At 67.0% G+C, this 17486-nt stretch carries 20 protein-coding genes and 1 riboswitch; of the genes, 3 read left to right on the plus strand and 17 right to left on the minus strand.

What is annotated here, in order from left to right; translation table 11 throughout:
- Positions 1–24 precede the first annotated feature (24 nt).
- Both ACGYLC_RS01100 and arfB read left to right on the plus strand, forming a co-directional pair.
- Entirely contained in the window at positions 25–645 is a 621-nt protein-coding gene (locus ACGYLC_RS01100; protein ID WP_394397935.1) for a queuosine precursor transporter, read from the plus strand.
- 330 nt (positions 646–975) lie between these two features.
- Positions 976–1398, plus strand: a complete 423-nt coding sequence (gene arfB / locus ACGYLC_RS01105; protein ID WP_394397937.1) for an alternative ribosome rescue aminoacyl-tRNA hydrolase ArfB — start codon at positions 976–978, stop codon at positions 1396–1398.
- Between the two features lie 3 nt (positions 1399–1401).
- On the opposite strand, the gene cobF is transcribed toward arfB, so the two are convergent.
- Genes cobF through cbiT form a run of 7 tightly spaced genes read right to left on the minus strand, consistent with a single transcriptional unit; the run spans position 1402 to position 6828 of the window.
- Positions 1402–2151, minus strand: a complete 750-nt coding sequence (gene cobF / locus ACGYLC_RS01110; protein WP_394421154.1) for a precorrin-6A synthase (deacetylating) — start codon at positions 2149–2151, stop codon at positions 1402–1404.
- Complete coding sequence (locus ACGYLC_RS01115; protein WP_394421155.1) at positions 2148–2450, minus strand: DUF1636 family protein; 303 nt, start codon at positions 2448–2450, stop codon at positions 2148–2150. The genes cobF and ACGYLC_RS01115 overlap by 4 nt, the downstream gene beginning before the upstream one ends.
- Positions 2447–3172 (minus strand): uroporphyrinogen-III C-methyltransferase, encoded by a 726-nt coding sequence (cobA, locus tag ACGYLC_RS01120; protein WP_394421156.1) that lies wholly within the window; start codon positions 3170–3172, stop codon positions 2447–2449. Before cobA ends, ACGYLC_RS01115 begins: the two co-directional genes overlap by 4 nt.
- Complete coding sequence (locus tag ACGYLC_RS01125) at positions 3172–4494, minus strand: cobyrinate a,c-diamide synthase (RefSeq protein WP_394421158.1); 1323 nt, start codon at positions 4492–4494, stop codon at positions 3172–3174. The genes cobA and ACGYLC_RS01125 overlap by 1 nt, the downstream gene beginning before the upstream one ends.
- Positions 4491–5276, minus strand: a complete 786-nt coding sequence (cobM, locus tag ACGYLC_RS01130) for a precorrin-4 C(11)-methyltransferase (RefSeq protein ID WP_394421160.1) — start codon at positions 5274–5276, stop codon at positions 4491–4493. The genes ACGYLC_RS01125 and cobM overlap by 4 nt, the downstream gene beginning before the upstream one ends.
- A 5-nt stretch (positions 5277–5281) precedes the next feature.
- Complete coding sequence (locus tag ACGYLC_RS01135; protein ID WP_394421161.1) at positions 5282–5650, minus strand: cobalamin biosynthesis protein; 369 nt, start codon at positions 5648–5650, stop codon at positions 5282–5284.
- Positions 5647–6828: a precorrin-6Y C5,15-methyltransferase (decarboxylating) subunit CbiT gene (gene cbiT / locus ACGYLC_RS01140; protein WP_394421803.1), complete on the minus strand. Its 1182-nt coding sequence runs from the start codon at positions 6826–6828 to the stop codon at positions 5647–5649. The genes ACGYLC_RS01135 and cbiT overlap by 4 nt, the downstream gene beginning before the upstream one ends.
- Here cbiT and ACGYLC_RS01145 point away from each other — a divergent pair.
- Positions 6827–7576 (plus strand): cobalt-precorrin-6A reductase, encoded by a 750-nt coding sequence (locus ACGYLC_RS01145; RefSeq protein ID WP_394421805.1) that lies wholly within the window; start codon positions 6827–6829, stop codon positions 7574–7576. The two genes, cbiT and ACGYLC_RS01145, sit on opposite strands and share 2 nt — an antisense overlap.
- On the opposite strand, the gene cobJ is transcribed toward ACGYLC_RS01145, so the two are convergent.
- The 10 genes from cobJ to ACGYLC_RS01195 all read right to left on the minus strand — a co-directional run bounded on the left by cobJ (position 7552) and on the right by ACGYLC_RS01195 (position 17100).
- Positions 7552–8286, minus strand: a complete 735-nt coding sequence (gene cobJ / locus ACGYLC_RS01150) for a precorrin-3B C(17)-methyltransferase (protein WP_394421163.1) — start codon at positions 8284–8286, stop codon at positions 7552–7554. The genes ACGYLC_RS01145 and cobJ overlap by 25 nt on opposite strands.
- On the minus strand, positions 8283–9014 hold the full coding sequence (cobI, locus tag ACGYLC_RS01155) for a precorrin-2 C(20)-methyltransferase (protein WP_394421164.1): 732 nt from the start codon (positions 9012–9014) through the stop codon (positions 8283–8285). The genes cobJ and cobI overlap by 4 nt, the downstream gene beginning before the upstream one ends.
- Positions 9015–9016: 2 nt before the next feature.
- Positions 9017–9646 (minus strand): precorrin-8X methylmutase, encoded by a 630-nt coding sequence (locus ACGYLC_RS01160; RefSeq protein WP_394421166.1) that lies wholly within the window; start codon positions 9644–9646, stop codon positions 9017–9019.
- Positions 9636–10784 (minus strand): precorrin-3B synthase, encoded by a 1149-nt coding sequence (gene cobG / locus ACGYLC_RS01165; RefSeq protein ID WP_394421167.1) that lies wholly within the window; start codon positions 10782–10784, stop codon positions 9636–9638. Before cobG ends, ACGYLC_RS01160 begins: the two co-directional genes overlap by 11 nt.
- Positions 10781–14023, minus strand: coding sequence for a cobaltochelatase subunit CobN (cobN, locus tag ACGYLC_RS01170; RefSeq protein WP_394421168.1), 3243 nt, complete (start codon positions 14021–14023; stop codon positions 10781–10783). Before cobN ends, cobG begins: the two co-directional genes overlap by 4 nt.
- A 6-nt stretch (positions 14024–14029) precedes the next feature.
- Positions 14030–15064 carry a cobalamin biosynthesis protein CobW gene (gene cobW, locus ACGYLC_RS01175; protein WP_394421170.1) on the minus strand — a complete coding sequence of 345 codons (1035 nt, stop codon included), beginning with the start codon at positions 15062–15064 and terminating at the stop codon, positions 14030–14032.
- Positions 15061–15435 carry a DUF1636 family protein gene (locus tag ACGYLC_RS01180; protein ID WP_394397962.1) on the minus strand — a complete coding sequence of 125 codons (375 nt, stop codon included), beginning with the start codon at positions 15433–15435 and terminating at the stop codon, positions 15061–15063. The genes cobW and ACGYLC_RS01180 overlap by 4 nt, the downstream gene beginning before the upstream one ends.
- Before the next feature lie 73 nt (positions 15436–15508).
- Entirely contained in the window at positions 15509–16021 is a 513-nt protein-coding gene (locus tag ACGYLC_RS01185; RefSeq protein WP_394421172.1) for a hypothetical protein, read from the minus strand.
- 11 nt (positions 16022–16032) lie between these two features.
- A complete protein-coding gene (locus ACGYLC_RS01190; protein WP_394397965.1) occupies positions 16033–16716 on the minus strand; it encodes a CbtA family protein in 684 nt (227 codons plus the stop codon).
- 213 nt (positions 16717–16929) lie between these two features.
- On the minus strand, positions 16930–17100 hold the full coding sequence (locus ACGYLC_RS01195; RefSeq protein ID WP_082849519.1) for a CbtB-domain containing protein: 171 nt from the start codon (positions 17098–17100) through the stop codon (positions 16930–16932).
- 33 nt (positions 17101–17133) lie between these two features.
- A riboswitch (cobalamin riboswitch) is annotated at positions 17134–17351 on the minus strand.
- Positions 17352–17486: the final 135 nt, after the last annotated feature.

Genomic DNA, 17486 nt, shown 5'->3' on the forward strand with positions numbered 1-17486 from the left:
ACCCTTGCACAAAACGGTTCACATATGACACGCACCTATCTTCCCGGCATTCTTGCCATGGCCGCCATCGTCGTGGCCTCGAATATCCTTGTTCAGTTCCTCTTTGGCCAATGGCTGACCTGGGGGGCTTTCACCTATCCGCTGGCCTTCCTCGTCACCGATGTGATGAACCGTCTCTACGGCGCCTCTGCCGCGCGCCGGGTCGTTTTGGTGGGCTTCGTCGTGGGCCTGATCTGCTCGCTCATTGGCACGCAGATCATGGGCGAATTCGGCCCGCTTGTGACGATCCGCATCGCCGTGGCTTCGGGCACCGCCTTCCTCGTCGCGCAGCTGTTGGATGTGACGATCTTCAACCGGTTCCGCGAGGGCGCATGGTGGCGCGCGCCTCTGATCAGCACGCTGATCAGCAGCGCGATCGACACGGCGCTGTTTTTCTCCATCGCCTTTTCGGCCAGCCTGTCGTTCATTCACCCCGCCACCGATGTGGCTTGGGCGGGCGAGACGCTGCCGCTTTTGGGTGCCGGTCCGCTCGCGCCGCTTTGGGTCTCGCTCGCCGTGGCGGATTGGTCGGTCAAACTGGCCATCGCGCTGATCGCGCTGATCCCCTTCCGGCTGCTGACCGCACGGCTGACCGCCCGCGCATGATACCGGCGCAGGGGGCCACCCCCTGCCGCCGCACCCCTCCTAAAAAAACGCTTTGCGAATTTCAAAACCTGTGCAACGCTCAGGGTGAGTTCAACAAATGTAAAGGAGGTGATCCAGTGTCAAGAAAGGTATTGGAGCGAGGTGTCGGAACAGCCAGCGGGGTTTCCTGCTAGGGCAGCCCCTGGCAATGCAACCACCTGGTGGACGTCGGTCTAACCGACCCCCCTCCTGAAACCATTCGATTGGGCCGCTCCGCAAGGGGCGGCCCATTTCGCATTCCCCCTTCACCCTCACCGCGCGGGCTGGCATGTTGCGGGGCAAGGAGAGCCCATGCTGCACATCAACGATGACATCGCCATTCAGGATTGGGAGCTGACGGAAAGCTTCATGCGCGCCTCCGGCCCCGGCGGGCAGAATGTGAACAAGGTCTCCTCGGCGGTGGAATTGCGGTTCGAAGCTGCCACCTCGCCCTCCCTGCCGCAACCGGTGAAAAACCGCCTGCGCCGTCTGGCCGGCCGGCGCTGGACGACCGAAGGCGCATTGGTGCTGCAATGTGACGAGACCCGCAGTCAGGCCCGCAACCGCGAGTTGGTGCGCGAGCGTCTGGCCGAGTTGGTCCGCCGCGCCCTCACCCCGCCGAAACGCCGCATCGCCACCCGCCCGACGCTGGGGTCGAAAAAGCGCCGCCTCAAGGCCAAGAAGGTGCGCGGCGAAGTCAAGGCGATGCGCGGTAAGGTCGATCCCGACGGTTAAGGATCAGCCGCGCCGCAGCAGGTAGATATCCATGATCCAGCCATGCGCCGCGCGGGCGGCGGCACGGGTGGCGATGATGTCTTCGGCGACCTCGGCCAGCGGGCCATGGCGGATGATCTCTTCGGCCATGCCGACATAGGCGCCCCACCAGATCGTCACCCCCGCAGGCGGCAAGGTCTGAAAGGCGCAATCACCATCGAGCATGATCACCAGCGTATCGACCCCTTCGGGCCAACCGTGATCGCGCAATTGCCGCCCGGTGGTCACCATGAAGGGCGCGCCGATTTCATTCAGCGGGATCGCATGAGCCGCCGTCAGACCTTGTAATGAGGTGATGCCGGGGATCACGGCGATGCGCGGCGCAGGTTCCAGCCGCGCGGCGATGCGCAGGGTGCTATCATAAAGCGACGGGTCGCCCCAGACCAGCAGCGCCACCCGCCGGGCGGTCGGGTGCTGGGCCATCGCCCCGCGCCACGCCTCGGCAATCGCATCATGCCAGTGGTCGACGCGCGCCCGGTAATCTTCGATCGCCGGGTCACGCACGGGCAGATCGAAGCCGACGATCTGCACCGCCTCATTGCTCAACACCTCGTCGCAGATGCTCCGCCGCAGCCCCGCCAGATCATCCTTGCCCGCGCCCTTTTGCGGGATCAGGATCAGGTCTTGCGCATTCATCGCCCGGATCGCTTGCAGCGTCAGATGCTCAGGGTTGCCGGTGCCGATGCCGATCAAAGTAAGTTCAAGCGCGCTCATCCCGGTATCCTCGCAATCGCTTTCAGCCGCAGCCCGCCGAGCACCCGTGCATCGGGGAATGTGCCATCCGGCGACGCGCGGTAGAGCACCACGAAACGGCGCAGGTCATCCATATCCGCCTCGGTGATCTCTCCAAACAGATAGGCCACCTTGCCTGGCGCGCGAAACGCCACCGTCTGCGCCCGCGTGCAGCCTGACATACAGTCGATGCCTTCGACCTCCACCTTGGACAGACCCGCGCGGACCACGTCCAGAAAGCCGCCATCGGCGGTGCAGGAGGTGCAGACGAACGCCTTCACGTCTCGAACTCGGCCAATGGTCCGTAAAAGATCAGCGCGGGCGTGGTGCTGCTGATGCTCTCCAGATGGCGCGCCAGCGTTTCGATCGTGAAGCGCTGCACTTTTTCCGCCGGGGTCGAAACCGCCTCGGCCAGCAGCGCGGGCGTGGTGCCGGGCAGCCCGTGTTCGATCAAGCGCGCGGCGAGGCCTGCAAAGGTGCGTTTGCCCATATAGACCACGGTGGTCGCCATCGGATCGGCCAAGGCGGCCATGTTCACGTCGCGCGGCAGTTCGCCGGTCACATCCGCGCCGGTGATGAACTGCACGCGCCGCGCCGTCATGCGGCGGGTCAGCGGGATACCCGCGGTAGCGGCGGCGGCAGAGGCAGCAGTCACGCCCGGCACGATCTCGAAAGGGATATCCGCCGCGCGCAGGGCGATGATCTCTTCCTCCAGCCGTCCGAACATGCCGCTGTCGCCGGATTTCAACCGCACGACCTTTAGCCCGGCCTGCGCATGATCGACCAGCACGCGGCTTACATGGTCTTGCTTGGGCGAGGCGCGCCCGGCCCGTTTGCCGACCCCGATCAGGTCCGCATCGAGCCGCGCCTGCTCCAAAATCGGGCCCGCGCTGAGGTCATCGAAGAGCACCACATCCGCCGCTTGCAACCGCGCCACGGCTTTAACGGTCAAAAGCTCCGGGTCGCCGGGGCCGGAGGAGACGAAGGAAACAAAGCCCGCCATCACAGCGCCGCGATCATGTGAAAGAACGTGCCCGTGGCACGCCCGCCCCCGGCGAAATCGCGGACCGAGCCGGTCTCGGGCACCTCAAGCTCATTGGCGTCTGTGATCCGCGCCAGCGGGGCATCCGGCTCGGCAAGGATCGTGGCATAGTGGAACTCATGGCCCCGCAGTTCGGCCCGCGCCGAATGGCCGGGGATCGGCGCGTTGAGATCGGCCTGACGGTAGCCCAGATGCATCTTGCGTTTGGCGAAAGAGGTCTCCAGCCCCAGAAGTCCCGCCATCTCATGCCGGGTGCCCTCCTTGTCGATGAGCCCCGCGCCCATCGCCATATAGCCCCCGCATTCGCCGTGCACGGGGCGGGTCTCGGCAAAGGCGCGCAGCCCGTCGCGGAACTGCGCGGCGGCGGCGAGCCTGCCGGCGTGAAGTTCAGGGTAGCCGCCCGGCAACCAGCAGCAATCGGCGCTGGCGTCCGGCGCTTCATCGGCAAGCGGGGAGAAGGGCAGAACCTCTGCCCCCGCCGCGCGCCATCCGGCCAAAAGATGCGGATAGACAAAAGCGAAAGCGTTGTCCTGCGCCAGCGCGATGCGCTGTCCGGGCGGGGTGATCTGCGCCGGAGCGGGCGGGTTCTGCAACGTGCCCCGCGCGGCGTCCCGCAGGGCGGGAACATCGACATGGGCCGCGACGAAGGCCGCCGCCTGCCCCAACAGATCGGGCAGGTTTTCCTGCTCCCCGGCCTGCACCAGCCCGAGGTGACGCTCGGGCATTTCGATCTCGACCCGGCGCGGCAGTGCGCCGAAAACCTTGATCCCGACAGCCTCCATCCCCGCGCGCACCAGCGCCTCATGCCGGGGGGAGGCGACGCGGTTCAACACCACGCCCGCCAATTCCACATCGGGCCGCATCTCGCGAAAGCCGAGCGCCGTGGCCGCCACCGATTGCGCCGCTCCCGACACGTCGAGCACCAGCACCACCGGCCAGCCCAGCAGCGCCGCGATATCAGCGCTGGCGCCATTGCCACAGGCCCCAGGTTTGGCCACCCCGTCAAACAGCCCCATCGACCCTTCGCCGAGGATCAATTCAGCCCCATCGGCATTGCCGACCAGCCCTTCGATCCGCGCGCGGTCCATCGACCAACTGTCGAGGTTGAAAGACGCCCGCCCCGAGGCCGCCGTGTGAAAGGCCGGGTCGATGTAATCGGGGCCGCTTTTGAACGGCTGCACCGCGACACCTTCGGCGCGCAGCGCGGCCAGCAGGCCGAGCATCAGGGTTGTCTTGCCGGTGCCAGAGGCCGGGGCGGAGATCAGCAGGCCGGGGGGAATCATGAGGAAGTCTCCGGAAAGCGCGGCGCGGCCCCGACGGGGCGGAAGCGGCGGTCGTAATCGGCGGCGTAAAGGCGGCTCTCGCCGAAATCCTCGGCCCCGATGGCATGGCCCACGAGGATCAGTGCGGTGCGGGCCATTTCCTCGCCCACTTCGGTGCGCAGGGTCGCGAGCGTCGCCTTGACGATGCGCTGATCGGGCCAGCTCGCACGCCAGACCACGGCGACGGGGCAATCGGCGCCGTAATGCGGGGTCAGTTCTTCGACGACCTTATCGAGCACATGCACCGACAGATGGATGGCCAGCGTCGCCCCCGTGCGGGCGAAATTGGCCAGCGTCTCGCCTTCGGGCATCGCCGTGGCGCGGCCCGAGGTCCGGGTCAGGATCACCGATTGCGCCACGCCCGGCAGGGTCAGCTCGGCCCCCAGTTCCGCGGCGGCGGCGGCAAAGGACGGCACCCCCGGCGTCACGTCATAGGCGATGCCCATCTCGCGCAGGCGGCGCAGCTGTTCGCCCATCGCCGACCAGACCGACAGGTCGCCCGAATGCAGCCGCGCCACGTCATGGCCCGCGGCATCGGCGGCGGCGATTTCCTCCATGATGTCATCCAGCGACAGCCGCGCGGTGTTGACGATCCGCGCCCCCTCGGGGCAGTGGCTCAGCAAGGCCTCGGGCACCAGCGATCCGGCATAGAGACAGACCGGGCAGGCCGCGATCAGGTCGCGCCCGCGCAGGGTGATGAGATCCGCCGCCCCCGGCCCGGCCCCGATGAAATGTACAGTCACGGTATCTATCCTTTCCTCTCGGCAATTGCCGCGGTGGCCATGGCATCGCCCGAAACGACGCGTTCGGCAACCAATACCGCCCCCGGCCCGGCGGCGGCCAATGCCGCAGCCTCGGACAGGGAGCCGGTGCCGAAACGGTCTTCGATCCGGGCCGATTGCGTGGGGGTTATCATGCGGGCCAAGTCTTCGGTGGTGATGCCCAGCCCCGGCACGCCCAACTCCTGCGCAAAGTCGCGAAACACGGTGGCGCGGGCCTTGGCGGCTTCGGTCACCAGCGCGTCGATCTTGGTGCCATCGGGATTGGCCCGCGCCAGCGCATCGCGCAGCGACGCGACGCTCGCCGCGCCCCGAAATCCGATCCCGGCCATCCTCATATTGTCACGCTCCATTGTACCACGGGCCGCAGCGGCTGCCAGCCGCGCATCCGGCCCAAGGGCGCCGCCTGTGCCAGTTCGATCCGCAGCAGGGTGCCGCCATGCGCCGCCTGCAACTGCGCCAAAAGCGCTTCGGTTTCCAGCGTCACACCGTTGGCGACCAGCCGCGTCCCCGCTGGTAGCGCAGGCAAGAGGGCGTCGTAAAGCGCCGCGTTGCCACCGCCGCCAACAAAGACCACATCCGGCAGAGGCTGCCCCGCCCAGACTTCTGGCGCCCGGCCATGGGCGACCTGCATACGCGCGTTCAGGCCAAAGTCCGCGATGTTGCGGGCGATATTCTCGACCCGCGCGGCGTGCTGCTCAAAGGCGATGGCGTGCCCACCGGCGAGGCAGAACTCGACCGAGACCGAGCCGCTCCCCGCGCCGATGTCCCACAGCAAATCGCCGGGCCGGGGGGCGAGGGCCGATAGCGTCAGCGCCCGCACCGGCGCCTTGGTGATTTGGCCGTCGCTGGCAAAATGGTCATCCGGCAGGCCGGGGGTGCGCGGCAGGCCGATGCCCTTGGGCAATTCCACCCCAACCGCCACCGGCGCCTGCACATCTGTCAGATCGAAGCCATCCGCGCGCACCGCGCGGACCCGGGCATCGGGGCCGCCAAGCCGTTCGGCCACATGCATTTGCGCCGCACCTGCGCCCTGCGCGCAGAGGAACTCTGCCAGTGCCGCAGGGGCCTCCCCATCGCGCAGCAGGCAGATCATCCGCCCCTTAGGGCGCAGCGCCCCGCGCAGCTGCGCCAGCGGTGCGGCGTGTAGCCCGTGGCAGGTGACTGCCTCCAGCCGCCAGCCAAGCGCATTGGCGACCAACGAAAAGGTCGAAGGCGCGGGCAGGCTGTGCCATTCGTCGGGCCGCAATGCGCCGATGATGCTGCCCCCCGCGCCGAACCAGAAAGGATCGCCCGACACCAGCATCGCCACGCGCTTGCTGCGCTCGGCCAGCACCGGCGTGACCGAGAAAGGCACCGGCCAAGCCCGACCGCGCGAACCTGCGCCTGCCCGCTCCAGATGCCGCGGCCCTCCAAAAATCACCTCGGCCTCTGCCAGCGCCGCGCGGCTTGCCGGGGGCAAGGCATCCGCGCTATCGTCGGGCATTCCGATGATGCTGAGCCAAGGATCACCCATCATGCGCGTCCTTCTTTTGGGTGGCACCACCGAAGCCAGCGCCTTGGCCCGCGCCTTGGCCAAAGCCGGGATCGACGCGGTGTTTTCCTATGCCGGGCGCACCGACAGCCCCGTGGCCCAGCCCCTGCCCACCCGCGTCGGCGGCTTCGGGGGCGTGGCGGGGCTGGTGGCCTATCTCGAAGCCGAAGCGATCACCCATGTCGTCGACGCCACCCATCCTTTCGCCGCGGGGATGAGCAATAATGCTTTCGTCGCCTGCGCCCGGCAAGACCTGCCGCTTGTGCGGTTCGAGCGCCCCGCGTGGGAGCCGCAGGAAGGCGATGACTGGACCTTCGTGCCCGACCTCACCGCGCTGCCCGCCGCCCTGCCAGACAGCCCGGCGCGGGTGTTTCTGGCCATCGGCAAGCAGCAACTGGCGCTCTTCTCCACAAAGCCGCAGCACCGCTACCTCTTGCGCCTCGTCGACCCTCCGCAGGGTCCGCTGCCGCTGCCAAGGGCGACGGTCGTGCTGGCGCGCGGGCCTTTCGACGTGGCGGGGGATACCGCGCTGATGCAGACCCATGCGATCACCCATGTCGTCGCCAAAAACGCCGGCGGCGCGGGCGCACGGGCCAAGCTGGATGCCGCCCGCAGCCTTGGCCTGCCGGTGATCTTGGCCGAGCGGCCGAAACTGCCGGGCGAAGTGGCCGCCAATGATGTGACCGAGGTGATGCATTGGTTACATCATACCGCGCTGCGCGGCGTATAGACATAGCGCCCGACCCGCCGCGTCGCGGAATTGCCGACGATCACCACGGTACGCATATCTGCCATTTCGGGCGTCGCCTCGCCCAAGGTGACGGTGTTGAACGCCTCTTCCGGCGTGGTCACGGCGCGGGCGAAGGTGATCAGCCGGTCCGGCCCGCATTCGGCGCGCAGGATGTCCAACGCCTCGGCGAATTGATGTGGGCGGGATTTGCTGCGCGGGTTGTAAAAGGCCATGGCGAAATCCGCCCGCGCGGCCATCCGCAAACGGTGCTCCACCATCGCCCAGGGCTTGAGGTTGTCGCTGAGGTTGATCGCGCAGAAATCATGGCCCAAGGGCGCCCCGAGCCGCGCCGCCGCCGCCAGCATCGCCGTGATACCGGGCAGCACGCGGATGTCGACGCTTTCAAACGCCCCATCCCGCTCCACCGCTTCGAACACGGCCGAGGCCATGGCAAAGACGCCCGGATCACCCGAAGAGACCACCACCACCCGCGCGCCCGCCTGCGCCAGTTGCAGCGCATGGGTCGCGCGGTCCAACTCCACCCGGTTGTCGCTGGGGTGCAGGGTCAGCCCGTCGCGCGGGGCGACGCGGGCGACGTAAGGGATATAGCCGATCACGTCGGTGGCCTGCGCCAACGCCTCAGACACCTCGGGCGTGACCAACGCATCGTCACCGGGGCCAAGCCCCGCGATATGGAGAATACCGCTCATCCCTCCGCCTCCGGCCTGCGGCCTTGGCCATGGACCAAGACAATCGCGAAATAGGGGCAGTCGTCATCCGCCACGTCAGAAAGCCGCGCCACCCGCTGGTCGGGCATGGTGCCGCGTTCGACGAGCCAAGCGTCCTCCAACTTGCCCGCCGCCGCCAGCGCGCGGCGCACGGTGGGCAGGTTGCGGCCCGTCTTCATCACCACCAGCGCATCGGCGCGCCTCATGTGGTCGGTCAACTCGGCCTCTGGCAGTGTGCCCATCAAGACCGTTACCACATCATCGCCCCAAGTGAAGGGCGTATCCAGTGCGTTCCAACAGCCCACCATGCCGGGGATCGCAGGCAGCACCTCAACCTCGGCGCGGCCCTGAAGCCGGGTGTGCAGATGCATGAAGGAGCCGTAGAAGAAGGGATCGCCCTCGCAGAGCACAACCACCTCGTGATCGCGCGCCAGTGCTTCTAGCCGGTCGGCCCATTCCTCGTAAAAGGCGACCATCTGGGCGCGATACTCGGGCGAATCAAAGCGCAACTCAGTGGTGACGGGATATTCCATCGCATATTCCACCACGTCGTCGCGCAGCATCCCCTCGACGATCCGGCGCGCTTGGCCCGCGCGACCTTTCTTGCGGAAATAGGCCAGATGCCGCGCGCCGCGAATGGCACGGTCGGATTTCACGCTCATCAAGTCCGGGTCGCCGGGGCCAAGGCCCGCGCAGATAACCTTGCCCATCGTCATTCCACCCTGCTGGCCAAGGCGTTCACCGCCGCCACGGTGATCGCCGAGCCGCCCAAACGCCCCTGCACAATCATTGAGGGCACCGGCAGATCCTGCATCAAAGCCTCTTTCGATTCCGCCGCGCCGATGAAGCCCACCGGGCAGCCGATGATTGCCGCCGGGCGCGGGCAATCGGGGTCTTCGAGCATGTTGAGCAGGTGAAACAGCGCCGTGGGCGCATTGCCGATGGCCACCACGGCACCTTGCAGATGGGGCCGCCACAGTTCCAACGCCGCAGCAGAGCGGGTGTTGCTCATTTTCGCGGCCAGTGCTGGCACCGAAGGGTCGCGCAGTGTGCAGATCACCTCATTCTCGCGCGGCAGGCGTTTGCGGGTGATGCCTTCGCTGACCATATAGGCGTCGCAGAGGATCGGCGCGCCGTCCTCAAGCGCCGCCCGCGCGGCCACGGCCATGCCTTCAGAAAAGCGGATGTGCTCCTCCAGCCCGACCATGCCCGCGGCGTGGATCAAGCGCACGGCGACGATCTCTTCCTCCGGGGTGAAACGCGCCAGCGCCGCTTCGGCGCGGATGGTGGCAAAGGACTGGCGGTAAATCTCGGCACCGTCGGTGATATAGCTATGGGGCATCGGCGGACTTTCTAAGGTGAGAGGCGATGGCGGCGGGGGTCAGCCCGCGCAGATCAGGCGGGGCATCGGCGCGGCCCTCTTGGATGAGGTCATAGCGCGCTGGCGCGGTGGCGGTCAGGGTAAGGTCGGTCGCGCGCGGCGCGGCGCAGCCCTTGGCGCAGCCCGAGACATGCAGACGTTGCCCCTTTGGCACCATGGCGGCAAGGTGGCGCGCCAGCCCGCGCGTCTCACCCCGGCCCTGTGCACAACCCGGCGCGCCAATACAGGCAACCACGCGCAACAGCGGGTCATCGGCGGCGGTGATGAGACCGGGCAGTTCGGGCAGGCGCGGGGCACCTTCGATCAGCACCCGTCGCCACGGGGTCAGGCGCAGCGGGCCAAGCGCGGCAAGTGCGGCCAGCGTTTCGGCCTCCATCTGCCCGAAAGCGCAGGCGACAAGCACCCCGGAGGGGTAGAGGCCGGGGGCAGGTCTGCCCCGCCCTGTCTGACGCGGGCAGTCAAAACCGGCGGGAAGCGGCGCCCCCGTGGCCGTGGCGCGCGCAGCGCGGGTCACCCCCTGCGCGCGCACCCATTCGGCCAGCGCGATGGCCTCGGCCACCGCAGACGCGCGGGTCACAGGCTTGCCCCGCATTGCCCCTTCGACGCAGAGCAGCAGTTGCCCCTCTGCCGACCGCTCGAACCGGATGTCGGCGGGATCGGCCTGCAACACCGGCTGCGGCCCCGCATCGACCGCATAGCCGAATTTGGCGGAGACATCCGGCAGCGCATGGGCCCGCGCGGCGGCAGAGAGGGCTTGGCAAAGGAAATCCGTATCATCGCCCGCCTGCCAGAAGGGCGTGACCATGATGTTGCGCCGCCGCTCCGTCCGCTCATCCACGTCGATCAGCGCCAGCGCGCGCAGCGCGTCGATCAGCCCTTCATGCCGCGCGGGATCGACACCGCGCAGTTGCAGATTGCCCCGGTTCGACAGGTCGAGCATACCGTTGCCATAGCGCGTGGCCAACCCTGCCACGCCGCGCGCTTGGGCCGGGGTCAAACGCCCCTGCGGCACCCGCAGACGCACCACCAACCCATCGCCCGACAGCATCGGGCGCAGCGCGCCGGGGCACCAGCCCTTGATCGCCGGGGCCGCGCTCACGTCACCCCGTCCAATGTGGCCGAGATCGAGTTGCGGCGGGTCAGCCAGAGGCCGGACTCGCGCAGCGCCGCGAAACGGTCGCGCATGGCCTGCAGGGCGGCGGGGTTCTCAGCCTCCATAAAGGCCACCAGATCGTCGCGCCCAAGCGTGGCTTCGAAGTAGAGGTCGAAGAGATGCGCAGGCACCTCGCGCGTCAGATGCGCAAAGGCAGCAAGGTTGTCGAGCGTCGCCGCCACCTCTGCCGCGCCGCGGAAACCGTGGCGCATCATGCCGCTGGCCCAATTGGGATTGGCCGCACGGGCACGGACGACGCGGGCGATCTCTTCGGGCATTGAGCGCGCGCGCGGGCTGCCTGCGCGGGTGTGGTCAAGGTGGTACATCGCCGGTTTCTGCGCGCCCAGATGCGCCATCGCGGCGGCAAAGCCGCCTTCGTGGCTGGCATAGTCCGAGGCGAGCAGGATATCGCTTTCGGCCAAGTCCTGCACATGAGCAAAGCCATCGGCGCGCTGCAACTGTGCCTCCAGCGCGGCACGGTCCTGATGCGCCTCGCCTTGGGCGTTGATCGCCCATTCCGACCCCGCCAGCCACGCCTCTCCCGCCGCGGCGCGACCGGCATCGGAATAGTCTTGCAAGGCCGCTTCCATATTCACGCCGTAAAGGCCCGGCTTGGGGCCAAAGACACGGGGGGTGCGGGTGAGGTAGGGGTTCATATCCGGCGCTTCTTCGCGCTCGGCCAGCGCCGCCGCCCCGGCTTCGAAGAGCTGTGCGAGACCGGGAAAGACATCGCGGAACAGGCCCGAGATGCGCAGGGTCACGTCGATGCGCGGGCGGTCCAGCAGGGTCAGCGGGATCAACTCGAAGCCCGACACCCGCTCACTGCCTTCATCCCATTTCGGCGCGAGTCCGGCGAGATGCATCGCCATGGCGACCTCTTCGCCCGCCGTGCGCATGGTGGCCGAGCCCCAAAGGTCGATCACCAGCCCGCGCGGCCAGTCGCCATTGTCTTGCAGATGCCGCCTGAGCAATTCCTCGGCCAGTTTCACCCCCTGCGCATGGGCGGCCCGGCTGGGCACCCCACGCGGATCGACGGCATAGAGGTTGCGCCCCGTCGGCAGCACGTCGGACCGCCCGCGATAGGGTGAGCCGGAAGGCCCGGAGGTGACGCGCCGCCCCGCCAGCGCGGTCAGCAGCCCGTCCCATTCGCCCGCCCCCACGCCGAAGACGTGCAGACCATCGCCGTATTGGCTTTCCTTGATGTCGCAAACGAAGGCGTCGATCCGGGTCAGCGCCTCGGCCGAGGAACTGGCGGCGTCGAGGCCAAGGTCATCTTCCACCCCCGCCGCCTGCGCCTCGGCCCTGATCGTATCGACCAGCCGGTCACGGCGCGCGGGGTCGAGCCCGTCGGCGGTGGAATATTCATCCAGCAGCCGCTCCAGCCGCAACAGCCCATCGGGTGTTTCACTGTCTTTCAGCGGGGGCGGCAGATGGCCCAGCGTCACCGCCCCGATGCGCCGCTTGGCCTGTGCCGCCTCCCCCGGATCGTTGACGATGAAGGGGTAGATCACCGGCAGATCGCCGGTCAGCGCCTCGGGCCAGCACTCATCCGACAGGGCCACCGCCTTGCCCGGCAGCCACTCCAGCGTGCCATGCGCGCCGATATGCACCAGCGCGTGATGCCCCTGCGCCCGGAGCCAGAGGTAGAAGGCCACATAGGAATGCCGCGGCGTGCGGGCGAGGTCATGATAGCTGTCTTCGCGGTCTTGCAGATCGCCCCGCTCGGGTTGCAGCGCGACCAGCGCGTTGCCGCAGGTTTGGGCCGCGAAGTGAAAAGCGCCATCCTGCACCAGCGGATCATCCGCCGCCGCGCCCCACGCGTCGCGAAGATCATCGCGCAGCGCCTGCGGCAGAGCGGGCAGCGCCGCCTCATAGTCGGCAAGGGGCCAAGGGATGCGCTGTTCGGTCAGGCTGCGGCCAAAGCCAATCTGCGGGGTCACGCCATAGCCCTCGCCCGCCAGCCGCATCAGCATGTCTTCGACGCTGGCCAGCGCATCAAGGCCGACCGCATGGGCCAGTTGATCGTCTCGGCCCGGATAGGTCGAGAGCACCAGCGCCAGCTTGCGCGTGGCCGCCGGGGTCTGCGCCAGCCGATGCCAGCCCAGCACACGGGCGACGACAGCCTCGATCCGCGCCTCTTCGGCGCGGTGGGCAAAGCGGGAATATTGCAGATCGGGGTCGCGCTTTCCGGGGCTCTTAAAGCTGACGACGCCGCCAAAGATGCGGCCATCGACCTCGGGCAGGACCACATGCATCGCCAAATCGGCAGGGGAAAGGCCGCGCTCGCTTTCGTCCCAGTCGCGCCGCCGGGCGGTGGAGAGGGCCACCTGAAACACCGGACAGCCCGGCGCGTCGAGTGGAGAGGTGCCGTCATCCCCGCGCCCCGAAAAGGCGGTGGCGTTGACGATGGCCACGGGTTTCATCGCAGCGAGCGCGTCCCCCAAAAAGCCCCGCGCAGGATCGGATTTGAGCGAGGGCACGAAAAGCCCGATCGCGTTTAGCCCCGCCGCCCGCAACGCCCGGATCAGCGCATCGACCGGCGCGGTATCGGCAGCCAGAAGATAGCTGCGGTAAAAGGTAACCGCGACGGTCTCCCCCGCCGCGTCGGCGAGGGGGAGCACCCCTTGATCGGGGTCGTAATAGCCGCAATCCGGCACCGTTTTCGTGCCCATGACCGGCCCGGCGTAAAATCCCGCCGCCAGCGCCATCTGCGCCAGCGCGGCCTGCGCCGCCACCGGCCCGCCCGCGTCACAGAGGTGCGCAAGACGGCGCAGCGTGGAAACCGGCAAAGTCGAATGCGCATCGAGCCCCGGATCCTCGCGCCCATCGGCGGGCAAGATGGCCAGCGCGATGTCATGGCGGCGGGCGAAGTCTTGGACCTGCATGATGCCGTAGGGCCAGTAATTCTCCCCCCCGATGAGGCGGATCAGAATGCCCTTGGCCCCGGTCAGCGTCTGTTCGATATAGTTGTCGACCGAGGCTGGGTGCCGCAGCGCCACAAGGTTGCACAGCCGCAGCGAGGGCAGCTTGCCCTCCCTGCCGCCGCCGCGATGCCAGCCTGCCGCGAAAGCGCCGAGGTCACTGTCGGAAAACGACAGCACCACCAGATCGGCGGGCGTTTGACCCGGATCATAGGGGGTGTCGGTATCCTCCAACCCGTGGCTTTCGCGAAAGACGACATGCATGGGCGGTCAGGCTCCCAAAGTCTCGCGGATTTTGGCAAGGTCGATGTCGTCATGCTCGGCGATCACCACCAGATGCCCGGCGCGCGTGTCGCTGCCCCAAGGGCGGTCGAACTGCTGGCGCACCCGCGCGCCCACGGCCTGCACCAACAGGCGCATCGGCTTGCCCTCAACCGCGACATAGCCCTTCACGCGCAGGATATTCTGTTCGCGCGCGAGCCGCTCGATCGAGGCCACAAGCGCATCGACATCCGAGACTTCCGGCATCGGGATCACCACGGTTTCGAAATCGTCATGCTCGTGATCGTCGTGGCCGTCATGGTGCGAGGGGCGCGCGGCAAGGTCGTCTTCGGCGGCGGCGTTGAGGCCCAGCACGACCTTGGGGTCGATCACGCCCTCGGTCATCTCAAGAATCGGAATCTCACGCGGGCTTTCCGCTTCGATCACCTTGCGGGCCTTGGCGAGGCCATCGGGACCGGCCAGATCGGCTTTGGACATCAGCACGATATCGGCGCAGGAAATCTGATCTTCGAACACTTCGGAGAGCGGTGTTTCGTGGTCAAGGCTGTCGTCGGCCAGACGCTGCGCATCCACGGCGGCGACATCGGCGGCGAAAGTGCCCGCCGTCACGGCTTCGGCATCGGCCAGCGCAATGACGCCGTCGACGGTGATCTTGGACCGGATCGCGGGCCAGTCGAAGGCTTTGAGCAGCGGTTTCGGCAGGGCCAGACCGGAAGTTTCGATCAGGATGTGATCGGGGCGGGTGGGCAGCGCCATCAGCGCTTCGATGGTGGGGATGAAATCATCGGCTACGGTGCAGCAAATGCAGCCATTCGCCAGCTCGACGATATTCTCCGCCGGGCAGTCGTCGATGGCGCAGGATTTCAGGATGTCCCCATCCACCCCCACGGTGCCGAACTCATTGACCAGAACGGCAAGGCGGCGCCCGCCTGCATTGGTCATAAGGTGGCGGATCAACGTGGTCTTGCCCGCGCCGAGAAAGCCGGTGATGACGGTAACGGGGATTTTGGCGAGATCGCTCATACGGTAGGCTCCTGCGGCAGGGTCAAAGGGGGGATACGCGCAATGCTTTGCTTGCGAAAGATGACCGGGCGTTCGCGCCATGGCACCAGCCCGTCTTGGGTGGCGGCATAGGCGGCGGCTCCGGCAAGGATGTCGGTGGCGTCTTCCTTGGTCAAGCGGCCATAGACATAGGACCATTTGCCCGGCGCAGACAGTGCCACGGCGGCCCCCTGCGAACAGGCGGAAAGACATTGCACCGGCACGATGGTCACGCCCTCGGGCGCGCCTGCGGCGTCGAGGGCGGCATGAAGCTGCGCGCCGGGGCGCGGGGCGTCTTCCTCCAGCACTTCGCCGGCGCGGCAGGTCATGCAGACATGTAGGGTTGCGCTCATTGATCTTGTTCCATCGGGTTTATGCGTGCCGGGTATGCGCTCCGGCCCGCCATGAAAAGGGGAGGCGGGGCGATTATTCAACCGTCAGCACCTCGCGGGCCGTAATCGGCGCACCGTTCACCGCCAAGGGGCGGTGATCATTGGCGTTAAGTGTGACCTCTACCGTGACCTCACCCTTGGGCAGATTGGCCAGATGCAACCATGGGCCGTAAAGCCGCCCGATCTTGGCACCGTTGACATAGACATGGGCATGGCCCTCGCCCGGTTGATTTTCGCCGCTGGCGTTCTGGGGGGCAAAGGCGAAGCCTTCGGTCTCGACAAAAAGGTTATGGCCCGACATCGGGTCGGGGGTGACGCGGATGGCAAGGCTGGGGACCTCTTCGGCGGCCAGCGCGATGGGCTGGCCATGCATGCGCGCGTGATCCGCGCCACCGTGATCCATGGCCGCATGCCCGCCGCCGCCATGGGCGGCAGGGTCGCCGTGATCATGGCCGTCGAAGGTCACCCCGTTGCTTGCGGCGATGGCAAAACCGATGCCACCGCCAAAGACCAATCCAATGGCGAATAGCGCCAGCGATCTGTCCATTTCGACCTCCCTCAGGCGCTCTGCGCGCCTTCACGTTGCCAAAAGAACCCGGCGAAACTGCCCAGCAGAACCCAGGCTGCAAGGCCGATGCCAAGCGCACGGGCAGCGAAAAGCGCGCCGATCTCGGTCGGCACCGGGCCGCTGAAGCTGTCGGGCTCGGGTGCGCCGATGACATGCGGAGCCATCAGCAGAACCGCCGCCCCGATCCATGCGCCCCACCCCTTGCCAAAGGCCAGCAGCCAGAGCGCCACCAGCGCCGCCCCAGCGGTGGCGAACCACCAGATCTGCCGCGCGGTGATGTCTGCGGCGGCGACACCGGGTACTTCCGGCGCAAGGCTGAACCCCGGCGCGAGGTGGAAAGCGACGAAGCCCGCAACGCCCCAAAGGATGCCCCAGCGGCCATCGATCACCGCGCCGCGCTCTTCGCCAAAGCTCATCGCGGCCAAAAGGATCAGCGCATAGGCGGTATAGGTCAACATGGTGAAAATCAGGCTCAGCCCATCGCGGACGGCATCGAAACCGGGCAAATCGGGATGTGCGCTGACGGGGTCGGCCCCGAAATGCACCAGCGCGCCGGTCTCATAAAGCTCGGCATGAAGCAGTACGGGCTGCACGAAATAGAGTTGCAGCAAACCGGTCAACAAGCCGGCAGAGGCCCCGGCGAACAGGGCGGAAGTCAGAAAACGTGAAAACATCGCAATGATCCTTGGATGCGAAATAACACCCGGCGCCGCGCCAATAGCGGGCCGAGCCATCAGCCAGCCTTAGGATGCGCCAAAGCCCTGCCCACACGGTGAAGGGCAGACGCAGACGAAACGGCAAGAGGCGGGCATGGAAAGAAAGCCAGAATCACAGACAGCCGGACTGCGGCATGGCAGCCCGGACCCCTGTGATACCGAACGCGGCGCTTAGTGGCAGGGAAAGCCTGTCGCGTGGCGCACGTCATGGGCGGCATCATGCAGTGCTGCGGCCTGCACATGGCCGGTCAGCGCCATCAGAGCCACACCCAATACGGCGGCAAACAGCGCCGGTACGAGTTTGCTGCGCGTGGCACCGGCGGTCTTAATCATCGTCGTCATATTCAATCTCCTTACCGTCACACCCGACGGCATCTAGCGTTTCATTTGCCTGGCAGGTCTCCTGGCTCGCGGGTCGTGGCCTTTGCCCGCCTTCCCCGCCCGAATGGACAAGTGGCACGAGGGGCATTGGCTTACCGCTTACAGTCGCGGGGGCGGCTTCGGCTTCGGGGTCTGGCGACCCCTTACTGAATTCCCTTTTCGGTCCCACACCAACAGGCGCTTTTCGGGACACCAAGCGCCCTCAATTACGCATTTTCGACCCTTCCTGACAAGCCGCATTTATCGAACCTCGCGAAACCTTATGGCTCACACAGCATTTAGTGTATAAATCTAACCCAAACCCCAGTATGCGGGTTGACCCAAACGCCACGCGCAAGGCACATTGA

The organism is Sulfitobacter sp. 1A12157, from assembly GCF_043557345.1.
Classification (GTDB): Bacteria; Pseudomonadota; Alphaproteobacteria; order Rhodobacterales; family Rhodobacteraceae; genus Sulfitobacter.